A 16,111-nucleotide genomic window follows, 5' to 3' on the forward strand; every position below is an offset into this window, starting at 1 on the left:
CTGAAGGCCGCTTACACTGGGCGGGTGAGCTCCGCCAAGACTGCTTTCAAGGCCCTGTTGCCGGTACTGGAACGGTTGGTGACCGTGGTCGACCGGGTGGCCAGTGGCTACCTGCAACCCCGCCGTGCCCGGGGCAAGCTGATTCTGCAGCCTTATGTCGGCTGGGGCACCCCCGAGCAGGTCGAGCTGTCGGGCCGGGTGCTGCTGCCCCGCACGATTCATCCCGCCCGCAAGGGCGACCGCCGGCTGCGCAACGTTCAGAACATCCTGCGCCGCATGATGTCGCGCGAGGTCGGCGGCGTGACGGTTACAGGCACCCTGGGAGGCCAGAGTGTTTCCGCCGTCAGTGATTCGGACGGGTACTTCACGCTGACGTTTGCGCCGGCTGAAGCGCTGGCCAGTGGCTGGCATCAGGTCTCACTGCAGATCGGCGGCCGCGAGGGCGTCACGCCTGGTCGCGTGCAGGTGGTTGCAGCAGCCCGCTACGGCATCATCAGCGACCTGGACGACACTGTGATCAAGTCGGACGTGACCAGTGTGGCGCGCATGCTGCAGACCGTCATGAGCGGCAACGCTCGGACCCGCCTGCCGTTTCCAGGTGTCGGGGCCCTGTACCGTGCCCTGACCCGCGAGGGTGAGGCCCGCAACCCTATTTTTTATGTTTCAAGCAGCCCCTGGAACTTCTTTGACTTGCTGTGGCAGTTTCTGGAATACCGCCGGATTCCGCTGGGGCCGCTGTTCCTGCGTAACTGGGGCTTTGATCTGCTGTCCGGCCACGGCACTTACAAGCACACCGTCATAGAGCAGCTGTTTCGCAAATACCCGCAGCTGCCTTTCGTGCTGGTCGGAGACAGCGGTGAGAAGGATCCCGAGATCTACGCCGAGGTGGTGCGCCGTCATCCCAACCGGGTTCTGGCGGTGTATATCCGTGACGTGACCGAAGCTTCCCGCGATCAGGGTGTGCTGAAGCTGCGTGAGGAGGTCCGCAAGGCTGGAGTGGACCTGGTGCTGGCCGCCGACAGCCTGAACGCGGCCAGCCACGCCATGGCCATGGGCCTGATCACTCCGGGGGAATACCGCAGCGTCCTGACCAGTGTGGCGCGCAGCTACGAGACCTGAGAGGCCTGGATGCACATGAGCAGGGGCCACAGCGCACATGCTGTGGCCCCTCGCTTATCGGTCTTTTTCAGTCCTGGGACTGGCCACCGGTACCGCCGCGGCGACCACGGCGGCGGCGGCGGCGCTTGGCCTCGTCGCTCTGGCTGTCACTGACGGGCGCCGCCGCCTGTGGAGCGCGTGGAGCCGGCTGCGTCTGCCCCTGAGGGCCGCCAGGACGGCCGTTCACACGCCCTACTGCGCCGCGGTCATTGCTGCCGCGTGTGTATCCGCGGTTGCCGCGCTCGCTGCTGGCGCGGTCGGGACGGTCAAAGCGTCCTCCGCGCCCGCCCTGCGGTTCTTCAGGCGGCATGTTCTCCAGGGTCCAGTCTCCAAAGTACATGCGCTGCACGGTGATGTTGACCGGACGCAGGTGCTCGTTACGGGGACGCTCCAGGGTGATCACGCGGCGCGCACCTCCCTGAAGACGCGGCCCCATGGACACGCCGCCGAAGGTCCGGCCCTGCTGGCCAGGGCCGCGGCGGTCGCCACTGCGGTCACGCTCGTAGCCGCGTCCGCCTGCGCCCGTACGTTCCTGACGGGCCGGAGCGCTCTGCACGGCTGGCTGAGGGTCATCCAGCGTGAACTTGCGCGGCGCAGTGGGCGTGACGCTCTGCAGCTTCTCGCGCCGCTCGGCTTCGCGTTCCTCGCGGCGACGGGCGCGGGGTTTTACTTCGTTCATGTCTCTCTCCTGGGTGCTGTCCCCGAGGGTCAGGTCAATCATGCGGGCCATCGGGTTGACGGCACTGATGGTCACGGTCACCGAGTCTCCCAGGCGGAAGGTGCGGCCGCCCGAGCGTCCGCGCAGCATCTGCGCGTCCTCGATATACACGTAGTAGTCGTCGTCCAGGTTGGAAATATGAAGCTTGCCTTCCACCCCGTTGTCCAGCGCCACGTACAGGCCGCTGGCCACCACACCAGACACGTTGCCGGCGAAGGTTTCCTGCAGGTGCTCCTGGGCCCACTTGGCCTGATAGTACTTGGTCAGGTCACGTTCGGCTTCGGCGGCTGTGCGCTCGCGGTCGCTGGTGTGGTCCCCCATGGCTGGCAGGCGGCCCTGCAGCTTCGCAACCTCGCGGTTGCCAGCCTTGAGCTCCCCACCCAGCACGCCCTTGAGCACGCGGTGCACCATCAGGTCAGGGTAACGGCGGATCGGCGAGGTGAAGTGCAGGTACTCGTCGAAGGCCAGCCCGAAGTGTCCCAGGTTCTCGCCGGCGTACTTGGCCTGCTGCATGGAGCGCAGCAGCAGGGTATTGACCACGCTTTCGCGCGGTGTTCCGCGGACCTGCTTCAGGACCGCCTGATACGCCTGCGGCGTCGGCTCGCCGCCGGGGAAAGCCAGCCCCAGCCGCCCGATGGCCTGCGAGACTTCCTGGAAGCGTTGCAGGGTCGGTTCCTCGTGAATACGGAACAGGGTGGGAATCTCGCGCTGCAGCAGGTAGTGCGCGACCACCTTGTTGGCCAGCAGCATCAGGTCCTCGATCATGCCGCGCGCAGTTTCCTCGCGGATCGGAATGAGTTCCATGCGGCCGTCGGGGCCCACGTCCACCTTGACCTCGCGCATCTTGAAGTCCAGCGAGCCTTCGCGCAGGCGCTTCTGACGCAGCTTGGAGGTGATCTTGAGCAGCAGGTGCAGGTCGCCTTCCAGGTGGCGGGCGTGGTCCGGCAGAGTCGCGGTGGCCTCGCTGTAGGCCTGCACCTCGTCGTAGGTCAGCCGCGCCTTGGAGTTGATCACGCTGGGTGCAATCTTGACGTCCAGGATGTCGCCCTCGGCGCTGAGCTCCACCAGGGCCGTCATGGTCAGGCGGTCCTGGTACGGCACCAGGCTGCACACTCCGTTGCTGAGGTGCTCGGGCAGCATGGGCAGCACGCGGCCCGGCAGGTACACGCTGGTGGCGCGTGCGTAGGCTTCATCGTCAAGCGGTGTGCCTTCACGCACGTAATGACTCACGTCCGCGATGTGCACCCCCACCACGAAGGTACCTTCTGGCGTGGGCTGGATGTGAATGGCGTCGTCGAAATCCTTGGCGTCGCGGCCGTCTACCGTGAAGATGTTGAATTCACGCAGGTCAAGCCGCCCCACCAGGGCCTCGGCGGGAATCTCGGTCGGAATGGCAGCCGCCTCAGCCATGACCTCGCCGGGGAACTCCCCGCGCAGGCCGAACTTCACGATCACCGCTTCGGTTTCGGTCTCAGGATCATCCTGCTCGCCCAGTACGCGGACAACCTGACCAAAGACCTCATCCTCACCGGTATTTTCCGGCCAGAACAGCTCGGTGACCACACGGGCGCCGGCCTGCAGGCCTTCGAGCCCTTCGGGCAGTACCAGGATGCGGTGACGCGCGCGGTGGTCGTCGGGCTTGAGGATGGGGTGGCCGTGGTGGAATTCCAGCGTCCCGACCAGCTTCGAGTAGGCGCGCTGAACGATACGCACCACCGAAGCGCGCGGATTGCCGTCGCCGCGCTGCCCACGGCGGGGGCCCCCACCGCGGCCACTGTCACCGCGTCCTTCCATACGGACCAGCACGATGTCACCGTTCCAGGCTTCCAGGGTCTGCTCGGCCGGGATGTAATAATCTTCGCCACCGGAATCCGGCACCACGAAGCCGAACCCCGCAGCCGAGGCCTGGAATTTGCCGCGCACCAGGCTCATCGCCTCGGGCAGGCCATAGGTGCGCCGGCGGGTGCGGACGACCGTGCCGGACTCCACCAGGGTTTCCAGCAGGGCTTCCAGATCACGCCAGTCGCCCAGGCGATTCATCATCTGGCGGGTGAAGGTGCGCTCCAGATCCCGGACATGCACCGGGCGGCCCAGCTTACGCAGCTGTGCCACGACCAGTGCCTGCGCAGGATCGCGTTCGAGCAGGTCCGTGTCGGTATCCGTGTCTTCTGAGGCTTCAGAAGCGGGTTCAGGGTCACTTTCAGGAGTGCTGGCCACAGGGGCCTCGTTCTGCACCTGGACTTCCACGTCAGCCGTCGGTGTGGCAGCTTTGGCCTTGCGGGGGCGGCGGCTGGGCCTGGGGGCGGCTGGTTCGGACAGCGGTTGTGCGGCCCCGCCGGTGACGACGGCTCCCGCCGGATCAGCGTTGACCGCCGAGGAATCCACCAGGGGTTCCTGGGTGGTCTGGGTGATGGTCTGGACCGCAGCGGCAGGCGCCTCGCCGGCTTCTACTGGTTCCACACCATCAAGCAAAGGCAGCGCAGCCGGCTGCTTACGGGGCCGCCCGCGGCGTTTGGGCACTTCCAGAATGACAGGCTCGGCGCTCTGGCCGCCGCCAGCAACTTCGATGGGCTCTGCATCGGCTAGCGCAGGTGTGGGTTCCATCGCCTTGGCCCGGGGCTTCCGGCCACGCTTGACCGGCGGTGTGGCGGGTTCCGCCTCGACCGGGTCCGGGCTGAGCATCGGCCGAGGGTCATCCAGGATGGTGTCATCATTGGCCGCGGTTGGAGCCGCCGGCTCGGCTGCGGCGACCCTGGCAGGACGGCCCCGGCGTCTCTTGACGGAAACAGGGACCGGGGCTGCCGGCTCATCCGCAGCAGTTTCGGGAAGCGCAGCACTCTCGGGAATGGCATCTTCCTGGACTGCGTCAACAGCAGCTGGTGAAGCTGCCTCAATCGGTGGCGTGGCGGCTTTGGGTTTACGCCCGCGTTTGACAGGTGCACTCACCTCAGGCTCGGGAGGCGTGAAAGCAGGCAACTCGGCTTCTGTGGCAGAGGCTGGCGTTTTGCGTGCTGGGCGGCCACGCCTGGCAGGCGCAGCCTGGGCGACAGGCGCTTCAGCTGCAGCATTTTTCCGGCGGCGGGTCACGGGCGCGTCGGCTGCCGGCTCACTTGCCGGAGCCGCCTGACCACGTCTGGCGGTAGATTTCTTGGTCGTAACGGTGTCCTCCGTCTGTTGCGGCGCGGCGGCCTTGTTTCGGCGCCGCTGGCCTGAGTTCTGTATGGGTTGTTCGGCGGATACGGCGTCAGTCACAGCTTCGACCGGCACCTCACCTTGTTTTTTCACTCTTGGCATGAACGCACCTGGGTGTTCAGGACGCGCCCGGAGGCTGTTGTCTGTGGGGTGGAGCAGGCCAGTCTTAAGTTGCTGACGCGCTGCTGCTGTCCCCCTCGGCCCCCGGGAACTGGTTTTTCGCTTTACTCGGGCCGCGCCTGGTTCACCACTGCCCCGCAGGCGTCTGTGTGGGGGCGCTGTCCTGTACCCGGCAGCATAAGCAGCATAACACGGCCCGCCTGACGCAACCTTTACGCACCCTGAGCGCTTGGCGCAACGCACCTGGGAGTAGGAAATGGATGAACCGGCTGAAACGAAACGAGCAGCACAGTCTGCGAAATGCTGGAGAGCACTGTTTTGAGAGGGTTGAAGCCCAGAACCGATGGGCCACCCGAAGCCAGAGATAAAGAACGAGCAACCTGCTGGGGTTTCTGCATTGGCAAGGCGCTCCAGCGGGCTCCGGCACCTGGAGCGCCGCAAACCCTCCGAGGAAACACCTGTCTGGTCGCATTCGGGCCTGTCGCAACAAAAGTCAGTTCTTCCAGCGGACTCGGCGCTCTATGCAAGGTGGCGTGGAACTGCCCCAGGACAGACTGATGGTGCATTCACCCTGCTCTGCAAGAACCACGCTGAGTCTGGTCAAACCCATGTTTCCTATCTGGAATCCGGGTTTCAGGAACGCTCCACCCAACCCGTGAGCGGAGCGTGGTCGCTCAGGCGCGCCTCGCGGTCCACGCACACGCCACGCACCTGCACCCCGGCCGACAGCAGGTAGTCGATGCGCCAGCCGACATTGTTCGCATAGGCGTTGCCGCGGTTGCTCCACCAGGTGTACTCCGCCGCTTCGCCCAGGCAATTGCGGTGGCAGTCGACCAGACCGGCCGAAAGATGGGCCGTCATCCATTCACGTTCGTGCGGCAGAAAGCCGCTGTTCTTCCGGTTGCTGCGCCAGTTTTTCAGGTCAATTTCGCGGTGGGCGATGTTGTAGTCCCCACCGATCACCACCGGCGTCTGTTCATCCAGCAGAGCCTGGACCCAGGTGTGGTAGTCGTCCAGTATGCGGTCCTTGAACCCTTGACGGAGCTCGCCGCTGCTGCCGCTGGGCAGATACACGCTGACAAAGCGCACCCCCTGCACCACGGCGCTGACCACCCGGCCCTCAGCGTCCATCTCATCGTGCAGCATGCCTGCCCGGATGTCGCGCAGGGGGTGGCGGCTCAGCACTGCCACGCCGCTGTAACCCGCCTTCTGCGCCGGAAACCAGGCGCCGTCGTACCCCAGGTCTTGCAGCGCTTCGGGCATGGGGCCGGCCCGCACTTCCTGCAGCAGCAGGACGTCAGGTGCTTCGCGTAACAGCCAGTCGCGCAGACCCTTGCGCAGGGCGCTGCGCAGGCCATTGACGTTTAGGGTGGTGACCTTCAGGGCAGAGGCTGAAGACGGAGAGGCGGACGTCATCGTCTCCGAGGATAGCGGCCTCCTGACGCAGCAGCGCCGCTCTTGCAACTGGCTATTCAGGCCGGGCCGTTTAGGCGTCGTTCAGTCAACTCACGTCCAGGGGGCCGCGCCTGACCGTTACGCTAAAGGAATCATGACCGACATTAAATTCCGCAATGAATCGGATGGGCTCGAGTACGAGATGACGCATCCCAAAGCTGCGCGGGTGCTGCAGGACGTGCAGCAGTGGGCACAGCGCAACGAGTTCACGCACGTCACGTTCTGGCGTGATGCGGCCGACGAGCACAAGCTCTGGGTGCAGCTGGGCGATGACCGCCTCAATTACTGGATTCATGACACGACCTTTACAGAAGGCAAGCACGATACCGTGGAAATGCAGATGGACTACGCGCGCGGTGCCCAGCGCCGAAGTGCTGCTGGCTACGAAAAATTCGATAAATAACCCGCATTTCTAAAGCAAAGGCGCCGGTTGAGCCAACAGGTCCTCTGAAAACTTCAGTGAGTCCGGAGTGGTGGGCGGTGCAGGGTGCTGATGAAAAGAGCTGAACCCCAGCCTCGACTTCTGGTGCCCTTCTAACCTGCACGTCCTCGTGGGGGTGCACACTGCCTTCAGATGAAGGCCACCCGCCTTCGGAAGGAGGGTCTGTATGCACGAGCACCCCAGCCAGAACCATGACCTGGAAGATGACGATCTGCCGGTAGGCCAGGTCCTGGACCGCCGCCACGCCTTGCGGTTATTAGGTCTGGCGGGAGGCGCGGCGTTTGTCGGCGGGCTGGCACTGGCCCGCCAGACTGGGCCGGGTCGCCCGGCTCCTGCAGCCGCTGGTCTCCCGGGCTGCGTCGTGCGGCCACAGTCGGCTCAGGGCCCGTTCTTTACCGACGAGCGACTCAGACGCCGCGATATCCGCACGGACAGCGCCAGCGGCAGGGTGGCGGCCGGCGTGCCCCTGACCCTCACTTTCCAGGTGTCGCGGGTGGGGCTGCGGGTGTGTGAGCCGCTTGCAGGGGTGGTCGTGGATGTCTGGCACTGCGACGCGCTGGGGATGTACAGCGACGTCAGCGACCAGAGTTTCGACACCAGAGGCCAGAATTTTCTGCGCGGGTACCAGATCACCAACGCCCAGGGACGCTGCAGCTTCCAGACGATCTATCCCGGCTGGTACCGGGGCCGCGCGGTGCATCTCCATTACCGCCTGCGCACGCTTGACGCCCGTGGCAGGGTCAGCGGCGATTTCGTTTCACAGCTGTTTTTCGAAGAGGCATTGAATGAACAGGTGCACGCTCTGGCGCCCTACCGGCAAAAAGGACGCCGTGACACGCTTAACAGCACCGACAGCCTGTACCGCAACGGAGGTAATCAGATGCTGATCCGTGCCACCGGAACGCCTCAAAAAAGCCTGATGGCCACCTTCGACGTGGGGCTGCTCAGCTGAAGCGCGCAACGTAGACACTCAGGTGTAGCGCGTCCTCTACCGGGAAGCGCTGGCTGCTCACCGGGACTCTCAGCGCGGAAGCCTGAACCAGCTCGCGGGCATGGGCTTCTGTGACCTTCACGCGCACCCGCACGTCAAGCCGAACGGCCACAAGAGCAGCGGCCTGAAGGGCTTCGCGCAGTGGTGCGTCCGGCCCCCGATCAGAGCCGGGACGCCCCAGAGCCCGCCATGTAGACGCCAGATGCCCGGGTCCATGGGCGGCCAGAACCAGCTGGCCGCCCGGCCGCAGGACCCGCTGGGCCTCCGCCAGGGCCACCAGAGGACGCGGCAGGTGCGAAAGCACCCGCACCAGCAGCGCGGCGTCGAAGCTGCCAGGCAGATAGGGCAGGGCTTCAGCCTGACCGTGACGGACGCCAGCTCCGGGGCGCGTATCGATCCCATCCAGGGTGCCGGCGTGTCCGCGAGCTTCCAGTTCACGCAGCAGCAGACCTGTTCCTGCACCGACGTCCAGTACAGCCGCGGTGGTGGGGAGGTCCAGCAACTCCAGAAGCGGTCCAGCAGGCCAGTTTTCCCCGCCCAGACGGAAGCACAGGGCGTCACGCGCAGCCAGGGTCATGGCTTCAGCATAAAAAAGAGAGGCAGGCGCGTGCCTGCCCCCCTGCGCTGCGGCGCGAGTTTTACATCTCCATGCGTGTTTTCAGGAAGTTGGTCATGACCGCGCCTCGTTTGTAGAACGGGTTGTCCATGATCTTCACGTACAGCGGAATGGTGGTTTTGGGCCCCTGAATGACCGTCTCTTCCAAGGCTCTTTTCATGCGCGTGATGGCCTGCTCGCGGTTGTCGTGATGCACGATCAGCTTGCCAATCAGGCTGTCGTAGTGCGGCGGAATGACGTAACCCGAGTAGCAGTGGCTGTCCACCCGCACGCCAGGACCACCTGCGAAGTGCACATCGTCGATCTTGCCCGCCGCCGGCCGGAAATCCTTGTCGGGATCCTCGGCATTCAGGCGGCATTCGATGGAGTGGCCCTGCAGCTTGATGTCTTCCTGCTGCAGCGTCAGACCGTGTCCCGAGGCGATTTCCAGCTGCAACTTCACGAAGTCCAGCCCGGAGATCATCTCGGAGACGCAGTGTTCCACCTGAATGCGGGTGTTCATCTCCATGAAGTAGTAGTTGCCGTCGCGGTCAACAATGAACTCCAGTGTGCCGGCCCCGGCGTAGTTCACATGTTTGGCCAGCCGCACGCCCGCATCCAGGATTTCTTGGCGCAGCGTGTCCGGCAGGGTACTGGGCGCTTCTTCGATCAGCTTCTGGTTGCGCCGCTGGATCGAGCAGTCGCGCTCGCCGATGTGGATCACGTGGCCTTTGCCGTCCCCCATGACCTGCACTTCGACGTGCCGGAACTCTTCGAGGAACTTCTCCATGATGACTGCCGGGTCGCTGAAGTACAGCCGCGCTTCTTCCTGCGCCTGTGCGAAGCCCTTGGCGAGTTCTTCCTGGGTGCGGATGACCTTCTGGCCGCGCCCGCCGCCCCCCGCCGAAGCCTTGAGCAGCACCGGATACCCGATCTGCTTGGCCGCCAGCAGCGCGGCGTCTACGTCTTCCAGGACCCCGGTACCGGGCACGACCGGCACGTTGCTGGCCGCGGCGATTTCACGCCCGCCCGCCTTGGAACCCAGCGCGCGCATACTCTCGGGCGTGGGCCCGATAAACACGATGCCGTGCTCGCGGCACATCTCGGCAAAGTCCGGGTTCTCGGCCATGAAACCGTAGCCCGGGTGGATGCCTTCGGCGCCGGTCATCAGCGCAGCAGACAGGATGTTGGGAATGTTCAGGTAGGACTGGTTGCTGGCTGGTGGCCCCACACACACGCTTTCGTCCGCCAGCAGCACCGGCAGGCTTTTCTCGTCGGCAGTGGAATACACCACCACAGTCTTGACGCCCAGTTCGCGCGCAGTACGGATCACACGCAGGGCGATTTCGCCACGGTTGGCGATCAGGATTTTTTTAAACATCGCTTCTATGCCCCTTTTCAGCGAAGAATCTGGTGACAAGGCCCGGTGGGAGCCGCTTGACGGCGGCTGCCCCCATACCTGCGCGCTCGATCACTCGATGATGAACAGCGTCTGACCGTATTCGACGGGTTCGGCGTTCTTCACCAGAATCTCGCGCACCGTGCCGCCCTGCTCGGCTTCGATCTCGTTCATCAGCTTCATGGCCTCGATGATGCACAGGACCTGTCCGGCCTGCACGGTGTCGCCCACCTTGACGTAGGGGGGAGCGTCGGGGCTGCTGGAGGCGTAGAAGGTCCCCACGATCGGTGCCTTGACCGGAGTCCCGGCGCTGACGGGCTTGACCGGAGCAGGCGCAGCTTCCACCTCGGGCGCGGGCGTCGCTGCAGCGGGAAGGGCCGGAGCGGCGTCCGTTGCCGGTGCCACAGGCGCGGGTGCAGCCGGAGCCGCAGGAGCGTGACCCGCGCCTGGCATAAAGATGGGTGCTGGTGCGCTGGGCGCCGGGGACGGGTAGGACACGGCCTGGGGACCGCGCTTGAGGTCCATGGCAAAGCTGCCGGTCGAGAGGCTGAATTCGCGGACATCTGCCACGCTCAGGGCATCGAGAATCTTCTTGAGGTCTTCGGGATTCATGGGTCCTCCTTGTGGCGGCGCCGGTTGGTCCGTGCTGTAGCTGCTTCATCATGCAGCGCTGCCAGGGCCACCTGTCACCTAACGGTCGTTTGGCTGAACGCAGTCTAACGAAAAAGCCGGGAGGCGCCGCTCCGGTTTCCCAGTGGCGACGCCTCCCAACTCAGACACTCAGGCGCGGCTCAGGTACTGGCCGGTACGGGTGTCCACCTTGACGTTGGTGTCCTGTTCCACGAACAGGGGCACCTGCACCACGGCGCCGGTTTCGAGCTTGGCCGGCTTGGTGCCGCCCGAAACCGTGTCGCCACGCACGCCGGGGTCGGTTTCCACGATCTTCAGGATCACCTGGTTGGGCAGCGTGATGGTCAGGGCCTTTTCCCCGTACATCGCCACTTCCACTTCGGTGTTCTCCTTCATGAACTTGGCCGCGTCGCCCACCAGCGAAGGCGGCAGGATCACCTGTTCGAAGGTGTCCATGTCCATGAACATGAAGTCGGCGCCGTCTTTGTACAGGTACTGCATCTTCTTGCCCTCAACGTAGATGTCCTGCAGCTTTTCGCCGCTGTTGAAGGTGCGGTCCACGATGCTGCCGGTTTCCATGTTGCGGAACTTGGTCACGACCTTGGCGCCGCCGCGGCCCATCTTGAGGTGCGAGTAGTCCAGGCACTCCCAGAGGCCGCCGTCCATTTCCACTTTGGTACCGTTGCGCAGTTCCGTCACACTGATCATGTCTTTCTCCTTGTCTCTGTCCGGGGCTACCTCTGGCTTCCTGGTAAGGCTGTGACTAAGGGAAGCAGGGAGCCGCGCGGCAACAGTGCGGAGTTTAGCAGAGCCATGCATAGCCCTTCCACCTGACAGGCGGGGTTTGCTACACTGTCACGGTTGCACGTCCGCCCCCGCCCCCGGTTTGGCTGGTCTGTAGAGGCCTGAAAGTCCGGCGCGCGGCGAGAGTGAGGCGGCGAAGAAACGCTAAGGAGAGAGCACATGGAACTGAACGCCAAACCCCGCAAGAGCCAGGAGAAACTGGCCGAAGGCCTGATCCCCGCCGTTGCCTACAACAAGGACAACAATATTTCCTTTGCTCTGGACCGCAAGGCCTTTGACCGCGCGTTCCGTCAGCAGAGCACCACTGGCCTGTTCGATATCACCGTTGAAGGGGGCGAGACCTTCCCCGCACTGGTCAAGACCGTGCAGATGGACAAGCGCCGCCGCACGCCCATTCACGTGGACTTTTACATGGTCACCTACGGTGAGCCCATCGAAGTGTCTGTCCCGGTGCACACCACGGGCAAGAGCCAGGGCGAAATCATGGGCGGCCTGGTGGACATCGTGCTTCACAACCTGAGCATCGTGGCTCCTGGTCCCCGCCGCATTCCCCAGGAACTGACCGTAGATGTCAGCCGCCTGAACATCGGTGACCACATCACTGCCGGTGATGTGAAGCTCCCCGAGGGCTGCACGCTGGCCGTGGCTGCAGACAGCGTCGTGATCAGCGTCCTGCCGCCGCGCATGACCGCTGATGAAGCCGCTGCTGAAACCCAGGCTGCCCAGGTGGCTGGCCTGGTCGCCGCTGGTGAACTGTCCGAGGAAGCCGCAGCCGCTGTGCTCGAAGGCGACGCGAGTATCGAGGAGATCAAAGCCGAGGCCCACGCCGCCGAAGGCACCCAGGCCGAGGGCAGCACCGAAGAAGGCCAGCAGCAGTAACTTCTGCGCTTCAGGGCCGGCACCTTCTAAGGTGCCGGCCCTTTGCTGTGCTGGCCAGGACAGTCTTCTCCTGCACGAACTCAGAGAACTCATCTCATACAGCCGCTGCCCCTAGAAGCCGCTAAGAGAGAATCAAGAGAAAAACAGGACGCCTTCACAGAGCTTACGGAGCTTCGTGGAGGCGTTTGCCGCAGCCTGAGGCGCAGAGGCGAAAGCTCCTCGTACTTCAATTTCCGGAGGTCTTTGATGTTGAAACCTGTATCCGTGCTGCTGGCCCTGACCCTGATGACCCCCACCACGCTTGCCGGAGGTGCCGGCATGCCGCCCATGACGGCAGGTATGTCCACCGCACAGATGAGCAACAACTCCGACGTGCTGTTCATGGAGTCGGCGACCATCAGCAACCTGACGGAAATTGCCACCTCACGGCTGGCCCTGCAGCGCAGCACGAACCCAGCCGTCCGGGCTTTTGCACAGCGCATGATCGCCGAGCACACCATGGCTCAGGCTGAACTGAATCGCATCGCCTCCACCCGGGGCATCCGGCTGACCGACAAACCCGGCCCGGAACAGCGCCTGATGGCCAACAAGCTGGCCACCCTGACGGGGGCGGCTTTTGACGCCATGTACAAACGCGTGCAGGTTCTGGGTCACCAGATGACGCTGGATTTGATCATGGCCTACCGCACCATCGGCCGTGACCAGATGGCGCTGGCTTACGCCGCCAAGATGCAGCCGGCGGTCGAGATGCACCTCCGGGATGCCATGGCCCTGCCCGGACAGTAAGACCACACTCCGGCTCAATAAACAGATGGCCACCCACGTCCGTGTGGGTGGCCATCATGATCTGAATGACGCTGCTTAGGCGGCTCCGACCTTTTCGGCGATGATGCCTTCGATGTACTTCACGACGCTCTGAAGCGGCACGCGCGCCAGGACGTCCTCCAGAAAGGCCGTGACCAGCATCTTCTCGGCCAGTTCCTTGCGGATCCCGCGCGAACGCAGGAAGAACAGCTGCTCCTCGTCTACAGGTCCCGTGGTGCTGCCGTGGCTGCAGCGCACGTCGTTGGCGTTGATTTCCAGCTGGGGCACGCTGAAGTTGCGGGCCTCGCTGGACAGCATCAGCGTGCGGTGCTTCTGGTAGGCGTCGGTTTTCTGGGCACCCAGGTCCACCTTGATCATGCCGCTGAACACGCCCACGCTCTGACCGTCGCCCACACCCTTGTACAGCAGGTCGCTGTGGGCGTTGGGGGCGGCGTGGTGCTGCAGGGTGTAGTGGTCGAAGTGCTGGTCCTCATTGGCGAAGTACAGGGCCAGCATCTCGCTGTCCGAACCCTGGCCGCGCAGGTAGGACTGCATCTCGGTGCGCGAGAGCGTGCCACCCATGGTGACCACCAGGCTGTTGAGGGTCGCGTCGCGCGCGACGTCGCCACGCTGGCGCTGAATGTGCGTGACGCCCTTGCCCCAGTTCTGGATGGACACGTAGCGCAGGCGTGCGCCCTGCTTGACCACCAGTTCCACCGCGCCGATGGCGTAGGTGTTGGGCAGATCCTCGCTGTCCTGCTCGTCAATGAAGGTGACCTGGGCGTTTTCCTCGGCCACCACCAGCGTGCGGGTGGCAGTGTAGGTACCAGCCTCGCTCATGACGCGGAACGAGCCCAGGGGCAGTTCGACTTCCACGCCGCGTGGGACGTACACGAACGCGCCGTTGGTCCACAGGGCCGCCGCCAGGGCGCTGAACTTGCCCTCGCTGGGGTCCGGGCTCTTGCTGGGCGTGGTGCCGGGCGCGGCGATGGTCGTGTCGTCGGGCACTTCAGCTGGAACCACCGAGTACAGGTGAGCCTGCACCAGGTCGGCGTGCTGTTCCACAGCCGTCTTCAGATCGGTGAAAATGACGCCCTTCTCGCGCAGATCGGCGGGCAGTTCGGTGCGGTAGACCACATCTGGGCCGTCCAGCACCAGGAAGGCGCCCACGTCGGTCCCCTGCAGGCGCTTCTGAACACTCTGAGGCAGCGCGGCCAGGTCCAGCGCCACTCCGCGCTTGGGGTGAGGCTGCAGGGCGTCGAAGTCGACCTCGACCTGGGTGTACTTCCAGGCTTCGACCTGCTCGGTAGGCACAGAAAGGGCGTTGAACAGCTCCAGGCTTTCCTGGCGCTTGGTGGTCAGCCACTCCGGGCCGCCGGTCTGGGACAGTTGTTCGGTAAATTTGGTCATTGTTCCTCCAGCAAGGCGCGGATGTCACCTTGTGGCGTCCGCGTCCCGCCACGCCGCTTAGCCGACGCTGCCTTCCATTTCCAGTTCGATCAGACGGTTGAGCTCCACGGCGTACTCCAGCGGCAGTTCCTTGGCAATCGGCTCGATAAAGCCGCGCACGATCAGGCCGGCTGCCTGGTCCTCGCTCAGACCACGCGACTGCAGGTACAGGATCTGCTCGTCGTTGATCTTGGAGACGGTCGCCTCGTGACCTACGCGCGCATCTTTTTCCTCGATCTCGATGTACGGGTAGGTGTCGGTGCGGGCTTCCTCGTCCAGCAGCAGGGCGTCGCACTCCACGTTGGTCTTGGAGCCCTTGGCGCCTTCGTAGATCTTGACCAGACCGCGGTAGCTGCTGCGGCCCGAGTCCTTGGAGATGCTCTTGGACACGATGGTGCCGGAGGTGTGCGGCGCAAAGTGCACGATCTTGGCGCCGGCGTCCTGGTGCTGGCCGCGGCCGGCCATGGCGATGCTCAGGACTTCGCCGCGCGCGCCCTCTTCGAGCAGGTAGCAGGCCGGGTACTTCATGGTGACCTTGCTGCCCAGGTTGCCGTCCACCCACTCCATCACACCGTTGCCGTACACGGCGGCGCGCTGGGTGACCAGGTTGTAGACGTTGTGGCTCCAGTTCTGGATGGTGCTGTAGCGGAAGCGCGCGCCTTCCTTGACGATGATCTCGATCACGCCGGAGTGGAACGAGTCGGCGTTGTAGGCGGGGGCGGTGCAGCCTTCGATGTAGTGGGCCTGAGCGCCTTCATCGATGATGATCAGGGTGCGCTCGAACTGCCCGCTGCTCTCGGCGTTGATACGGAAGTAGGTCTGAAGGGGAATGTCCACCTTGACGCCCTTGGGCACGTAGACAAAGCTGCCGCCTGACCACACCGCCGAGTTGATCGCCGCGAACTTGTTGTCCTCGGGTGGCACGACGGTCGCGAAGTACTCGCGGAACATCTCGGGGTACTGGCGCATGCCGTCTTCGATGCTCAGGAACACCACGCCCAGCTTCTCCCACTCCTCCTTGAGGTTGTGGTAGACCATCTCGGACTCGTACTGCGCGCCCACGCCAGCCAGCGCAGCGCGCTCGGCCTCGGGGATGCCCAGACGCTCGAAGGTCCGCTTCACGTCTTCAGGCACGTCGTCCCAGGAGCGGGCGTTGAAGCCCTCGGGCTTGATGTAGTAGTAGATCTCGTCGAGGTTGAGGCCCGACAGGTCGGCGCCCCACTCGGGCATAGGCTTGGAGTTGAAGATGTCCAGCGCCTTGAGACGGAAGTCCAGCATCCACTGCGGCTCTTCCTTGGCCTTGGAGATCATTTCCACGACGTCACGCGAGAGGCCCTTAGGCGCCTTGATCGCGTAGCGTTCGGGGTTGCTCCAGCCGTATTCGTATTCGGTGTTGATGTTGGACGCTTCAGGATTAACGGTCATGATGACTCCTTAAAGAGGTCTGTTTGGGAAGGCACGTCGCAGGGGGCGTG

Annotated in this window: 13 protein-coding genes; 5 read left to right on the forward strand and 8 right to left on the reverse strand. The window is 64.2% G+C overall.

The features are described from left to right. The first annotated feature begins 24 nt into the window (after nucleotides 1-24). Nucleotides 25-1,119, forward strand: coding sequence for an App1 family protein (locus DEIDE_RS01830; protein ID WP_012692267.1), 1,095 nt, complete (start codon nucleotides 25-27; stop codon nucleotides 1,117-1,119). 67 nt (nucleotides 1,120-1,186) lie between these two features. On the opposite strand, the gene rnr is transcribed toward DEIDE_RS01830, so the two are convergent. Together rnr and DEIDE_RS01840 are read right to left on the reverse strand one after the other, a co-directional pair. Then, a complete protein-coding gene (gene rnr, locus DEIDE_RS01835) occupies nucleotides 1,187-4,558 on the reverse strand; it encodes a ribonuclease R (protein ID WP_012692268.1) in 3,372 nt (1,123 codons plus the stop codon). A 1,263-nt stretch (nucleotides 4,559-5,821) separates the two neighbouring features. After that, entirely contained in the window at nucleotides 5,822-6,604 is a 783-nt protein-coding gene (locus DEIDE_RS01840) for an exodeoxyribonuclease III (protein WP_012692269.1), read from the reverse strand. A gap of 133 nt (nucleotides 6,605-6,737) precedes the next feature. On the opposite strand from DEIDE_RS01840, the gene DEIDE_RS01845 reads away from it, so the two are divergent. Both DEIDE_RS01845 and DEIDE_RS01850 read left to right on the forward strand, forming a co-directional pair. Continuing rightward, on the forward strand, nucleotides 6,738-7,046 hold the full coding sequence (locus DEIDE_RS01845) for a hypothetical protein (RefSeq protein ID WP_012692270.1): 309 nt from the start codon (nucleotides 6,738-6,740) through the stop codon (nucleotides 7,044-7,046). Between the two features lie 205 nt (nucleotides 7,047-7,251). Continuing rightward, nucleotides 7,252-8,037, forward strand: a complete 786-nt coding sequence (locus DEIDE_RS01850) for an intradiol ring-cleavage dioxygenase (protein WP_012692271.1) — start codon at nucleotides 7,252-7,254, stop codon at nucleotides 8,035-8,037. Here DEIDE_RS01850 and DEIDE_RS01855 read toward each other — a convergent pair. From DEIDE_RS01855 to efp, 4 genes are all read right to left on the reverse strand, one after another. Beyond that, the gene (locus tag DEIDE_RS01855; protein ID WP_012692272.1) at nucleotides 8,030-8,653 is read right to left on the reverse strand and encodes a class I SAM-dependent methyltransferase; all 624 of its coding nucleotides are present in this window, start codon (nucleotides 8,651-8,653) and stop codon (nucleotides 8,030-8,032) included. The genes DEIDE_RS01850 and DEIDE_RS01855 overlap by 8 nt on opposite strands. A 61-nt stretch (nucleotides 8,654-8,714) precedes the next feature. After that, a complete protein-coding gene (accC, locus tag DEIDE_RS01860; protein ID WP_012692273.1) occupies nucleotides 8,715-10,052 on the reverse strand; it encodes an acetyl-CoA carboxylase biotin carboxylase subunit in 1,338 nt (445 codons plus the stop codon). A gap of 90 nt (nucleotides 10,053-10,142) precedes the next feature. Then, on the reverse strand, nucleotides 10,143-10,682 hold the full coding sequence (accB, locus tag DEIDE_RS01865; protein ID WP_012692274.1) for an acetyl-CoA carboxylase biotin carboxyl carrier protein: 540 nt from the start codon (nucleotides 10,680-10,682) through the stop codon (nucleotides 10,143-10,145). A gap of 168 nt (nucleotides 10,683-10,850) precedes the next feature. Continuing rightward, nucleotides 10,851-11,408 (reverse strand): elongation factor P, encoded by a 558-nt coding sequence (gene efp / locus DEIDE_RS01870; protein ID WP_012692275.1) that lies wholly within the window; start codon nucleotides 11,406-11,408, stop codon nucleotides 10,851-10,853. A gap of 255 nt (nucleotides 11,409-11,663) precedes the next feature. Here efp and DEIDE_RS01875 point away from each other — a divergent pair, with 255 nt between their 5' ends. Together DEIDE_RS01875 and DEIDE_RS01880 are read left to right on the forward strand one after the other, a co-directional pair. Then, nucleotides 11,664-12,383: a 50S ribosomal protein L25/general stress protein Ctc gene (locus DEIDE_RS01875; RefSeq protein ID WP_012692276.1), complete on the forward strand. Its 720-nt coding sequence runs from the start codon at nucleotides 11,664-11,666 to the stop codon at nucleotides 12,381-12,383. Between the two features lie 246 nt (nucleotides 12,384-12,629). Next, entirely contained in the window at nucleotides 12,630-13,169 is a 540-nt protein-coding gene (locus tag DEIDE_RS01880) for a DUF4142 domain-containing protein (protein ID WP_012692277.1), read from the forward strand. A gap of 75 nt (nucleotides 13,170-13,244) precedes the next feature. On the opposite strand, the gene sufD is transcribed toward DEIDE_RS01880, so the two are convergent. Both sufD and sufB read right to left on the reverse strand, forming a co-directional pair. Then, the gene (gene sufD, locus DEIDE_RS01885) at nucleotides 13,245-14,597 is read right to left on the reverse strand and encodes a Fe-S cluster assembly protein SufD (protein WP_012692278.1); all 1,353 of its coding nucleotides are present in this window, start codon (nucleotides 14,595-14,597) and stop codon (nucleotides 13,245-13,247) included. A gap of 57 nt (nucleotides 14,598-14,654) precedes the next feature. Continuing rightward, entirely contained in the window at nucleotides 14,655-16,061 is a 1,407-nt protein-coding gene (gene sufB / locus DEIDE_RS01890) for a Fe-S cluster assembly protein SufB (RefSeq protein WP_012692279.1), read from the reverse strand. Between the last annotated feature and the right edge of the window lie 50 nt (nucleotides 16,062-16,111).

Origin of the sequence: Deinococcus deserti VCD115 (assembly GCF_000020685.1) — a bacterium.
Taxonomy (GTDB): domain Bacteria; phylum Deinococcota; class Deinococci; order Deinococcales; family Deinococcaceae; genus Deinococcus; species Deinococcus deserti.

What these genes read in the sequence shown, in the direction of transcription:
- rnr (WP_012692268.1), bottom strand. Translation starts at nt 4,558, where the DNA reads ATGCTCAGCCCGGACCCGGTCGAGGCGGAACCCGCCACACCGCCGGTC.
- DEIDE_RS01840 (WP_012692269.1), bottom strand. Translation starts at nt 6,604, where the DNA reads ATGACGTCCGCCTCTCCGTCTTCAGCCTCTGCCCTGAAGGTCACCACC.
- DEIDE_RS01845 (WP_012692270.1), top strand. Translation starts at nt 6,738, where the DNA reads ATGACCGACATTAAATTCCGCAATGAATCGGATGGGCTCGAGTACGAG.
- DEIDE_RS01850 (WP_012692271.1), top strand. Translation starts at nt 7,252, where the DNA reads ATGCACGAGCACCCCAGCCAGAACCATGACCTGGAAGATGACGATCTG.
- DEIDE_RS01855 (WP_012692272.1), bottom strand. Translation starts at nt 8,653, where the DNA reads ATGACCCTGGCTGCGCGTGACGCCCTGTGCTTCCGTCTGGGCGGGGAA.
- accC (WP_012692273.1), bottom strand. Translation starts at nt 10,052, where the DNA reads ATGTTTAAAAAAATCCTGATCGCCAACCGTGGCGAAATCGCCCTGCGT.
- accB (WP_012692274.1), bottom strand. Translation starts at nt 10,682, where the DNA reads ATGAATCCCGAAGACCTCAAGAAGATTCTCGATGCCCTGAGCGTGGCA.
- efp (WP_012692275.1), bottom strand. Translation starts at nt 11,408, where the DNA reads ATGATCAGTGTGACGGAACTGCGCAACGGTACCAAAGTGGAAATGGAC.
- DEIDE_RS01875 (WP_012692276.1), top strand. Translation starts at nt 11,664, where the DNA reads ATGGAACTGAACGCCAAACCCCGCAAGAGCCAGGAGAAACTGGCCGAA.
- DEIDE_RS01880 (WP_012692277.1), top strand. Translation starts at nt 12,630, where the DNA reads ATGTTGAAACCTGTATCCGTGCTGCTGGCCCTGACCCTGATGACCCCC.
- sufD (WP_012692278.1), bottom strand. Translation starts at nt 14,597, where the DNA reads ATGACCAAATTTACCGAACAACTGTCCCAGACCGGCGGCCCGGAGTGG.
- sufB (WP_012692279.1), bottom strand. Translation starts at nt 16,061, where the DNA reads ATGACCGTTAATCCTGAAGCGTCCAACATCAACACCGAATACGAATAC.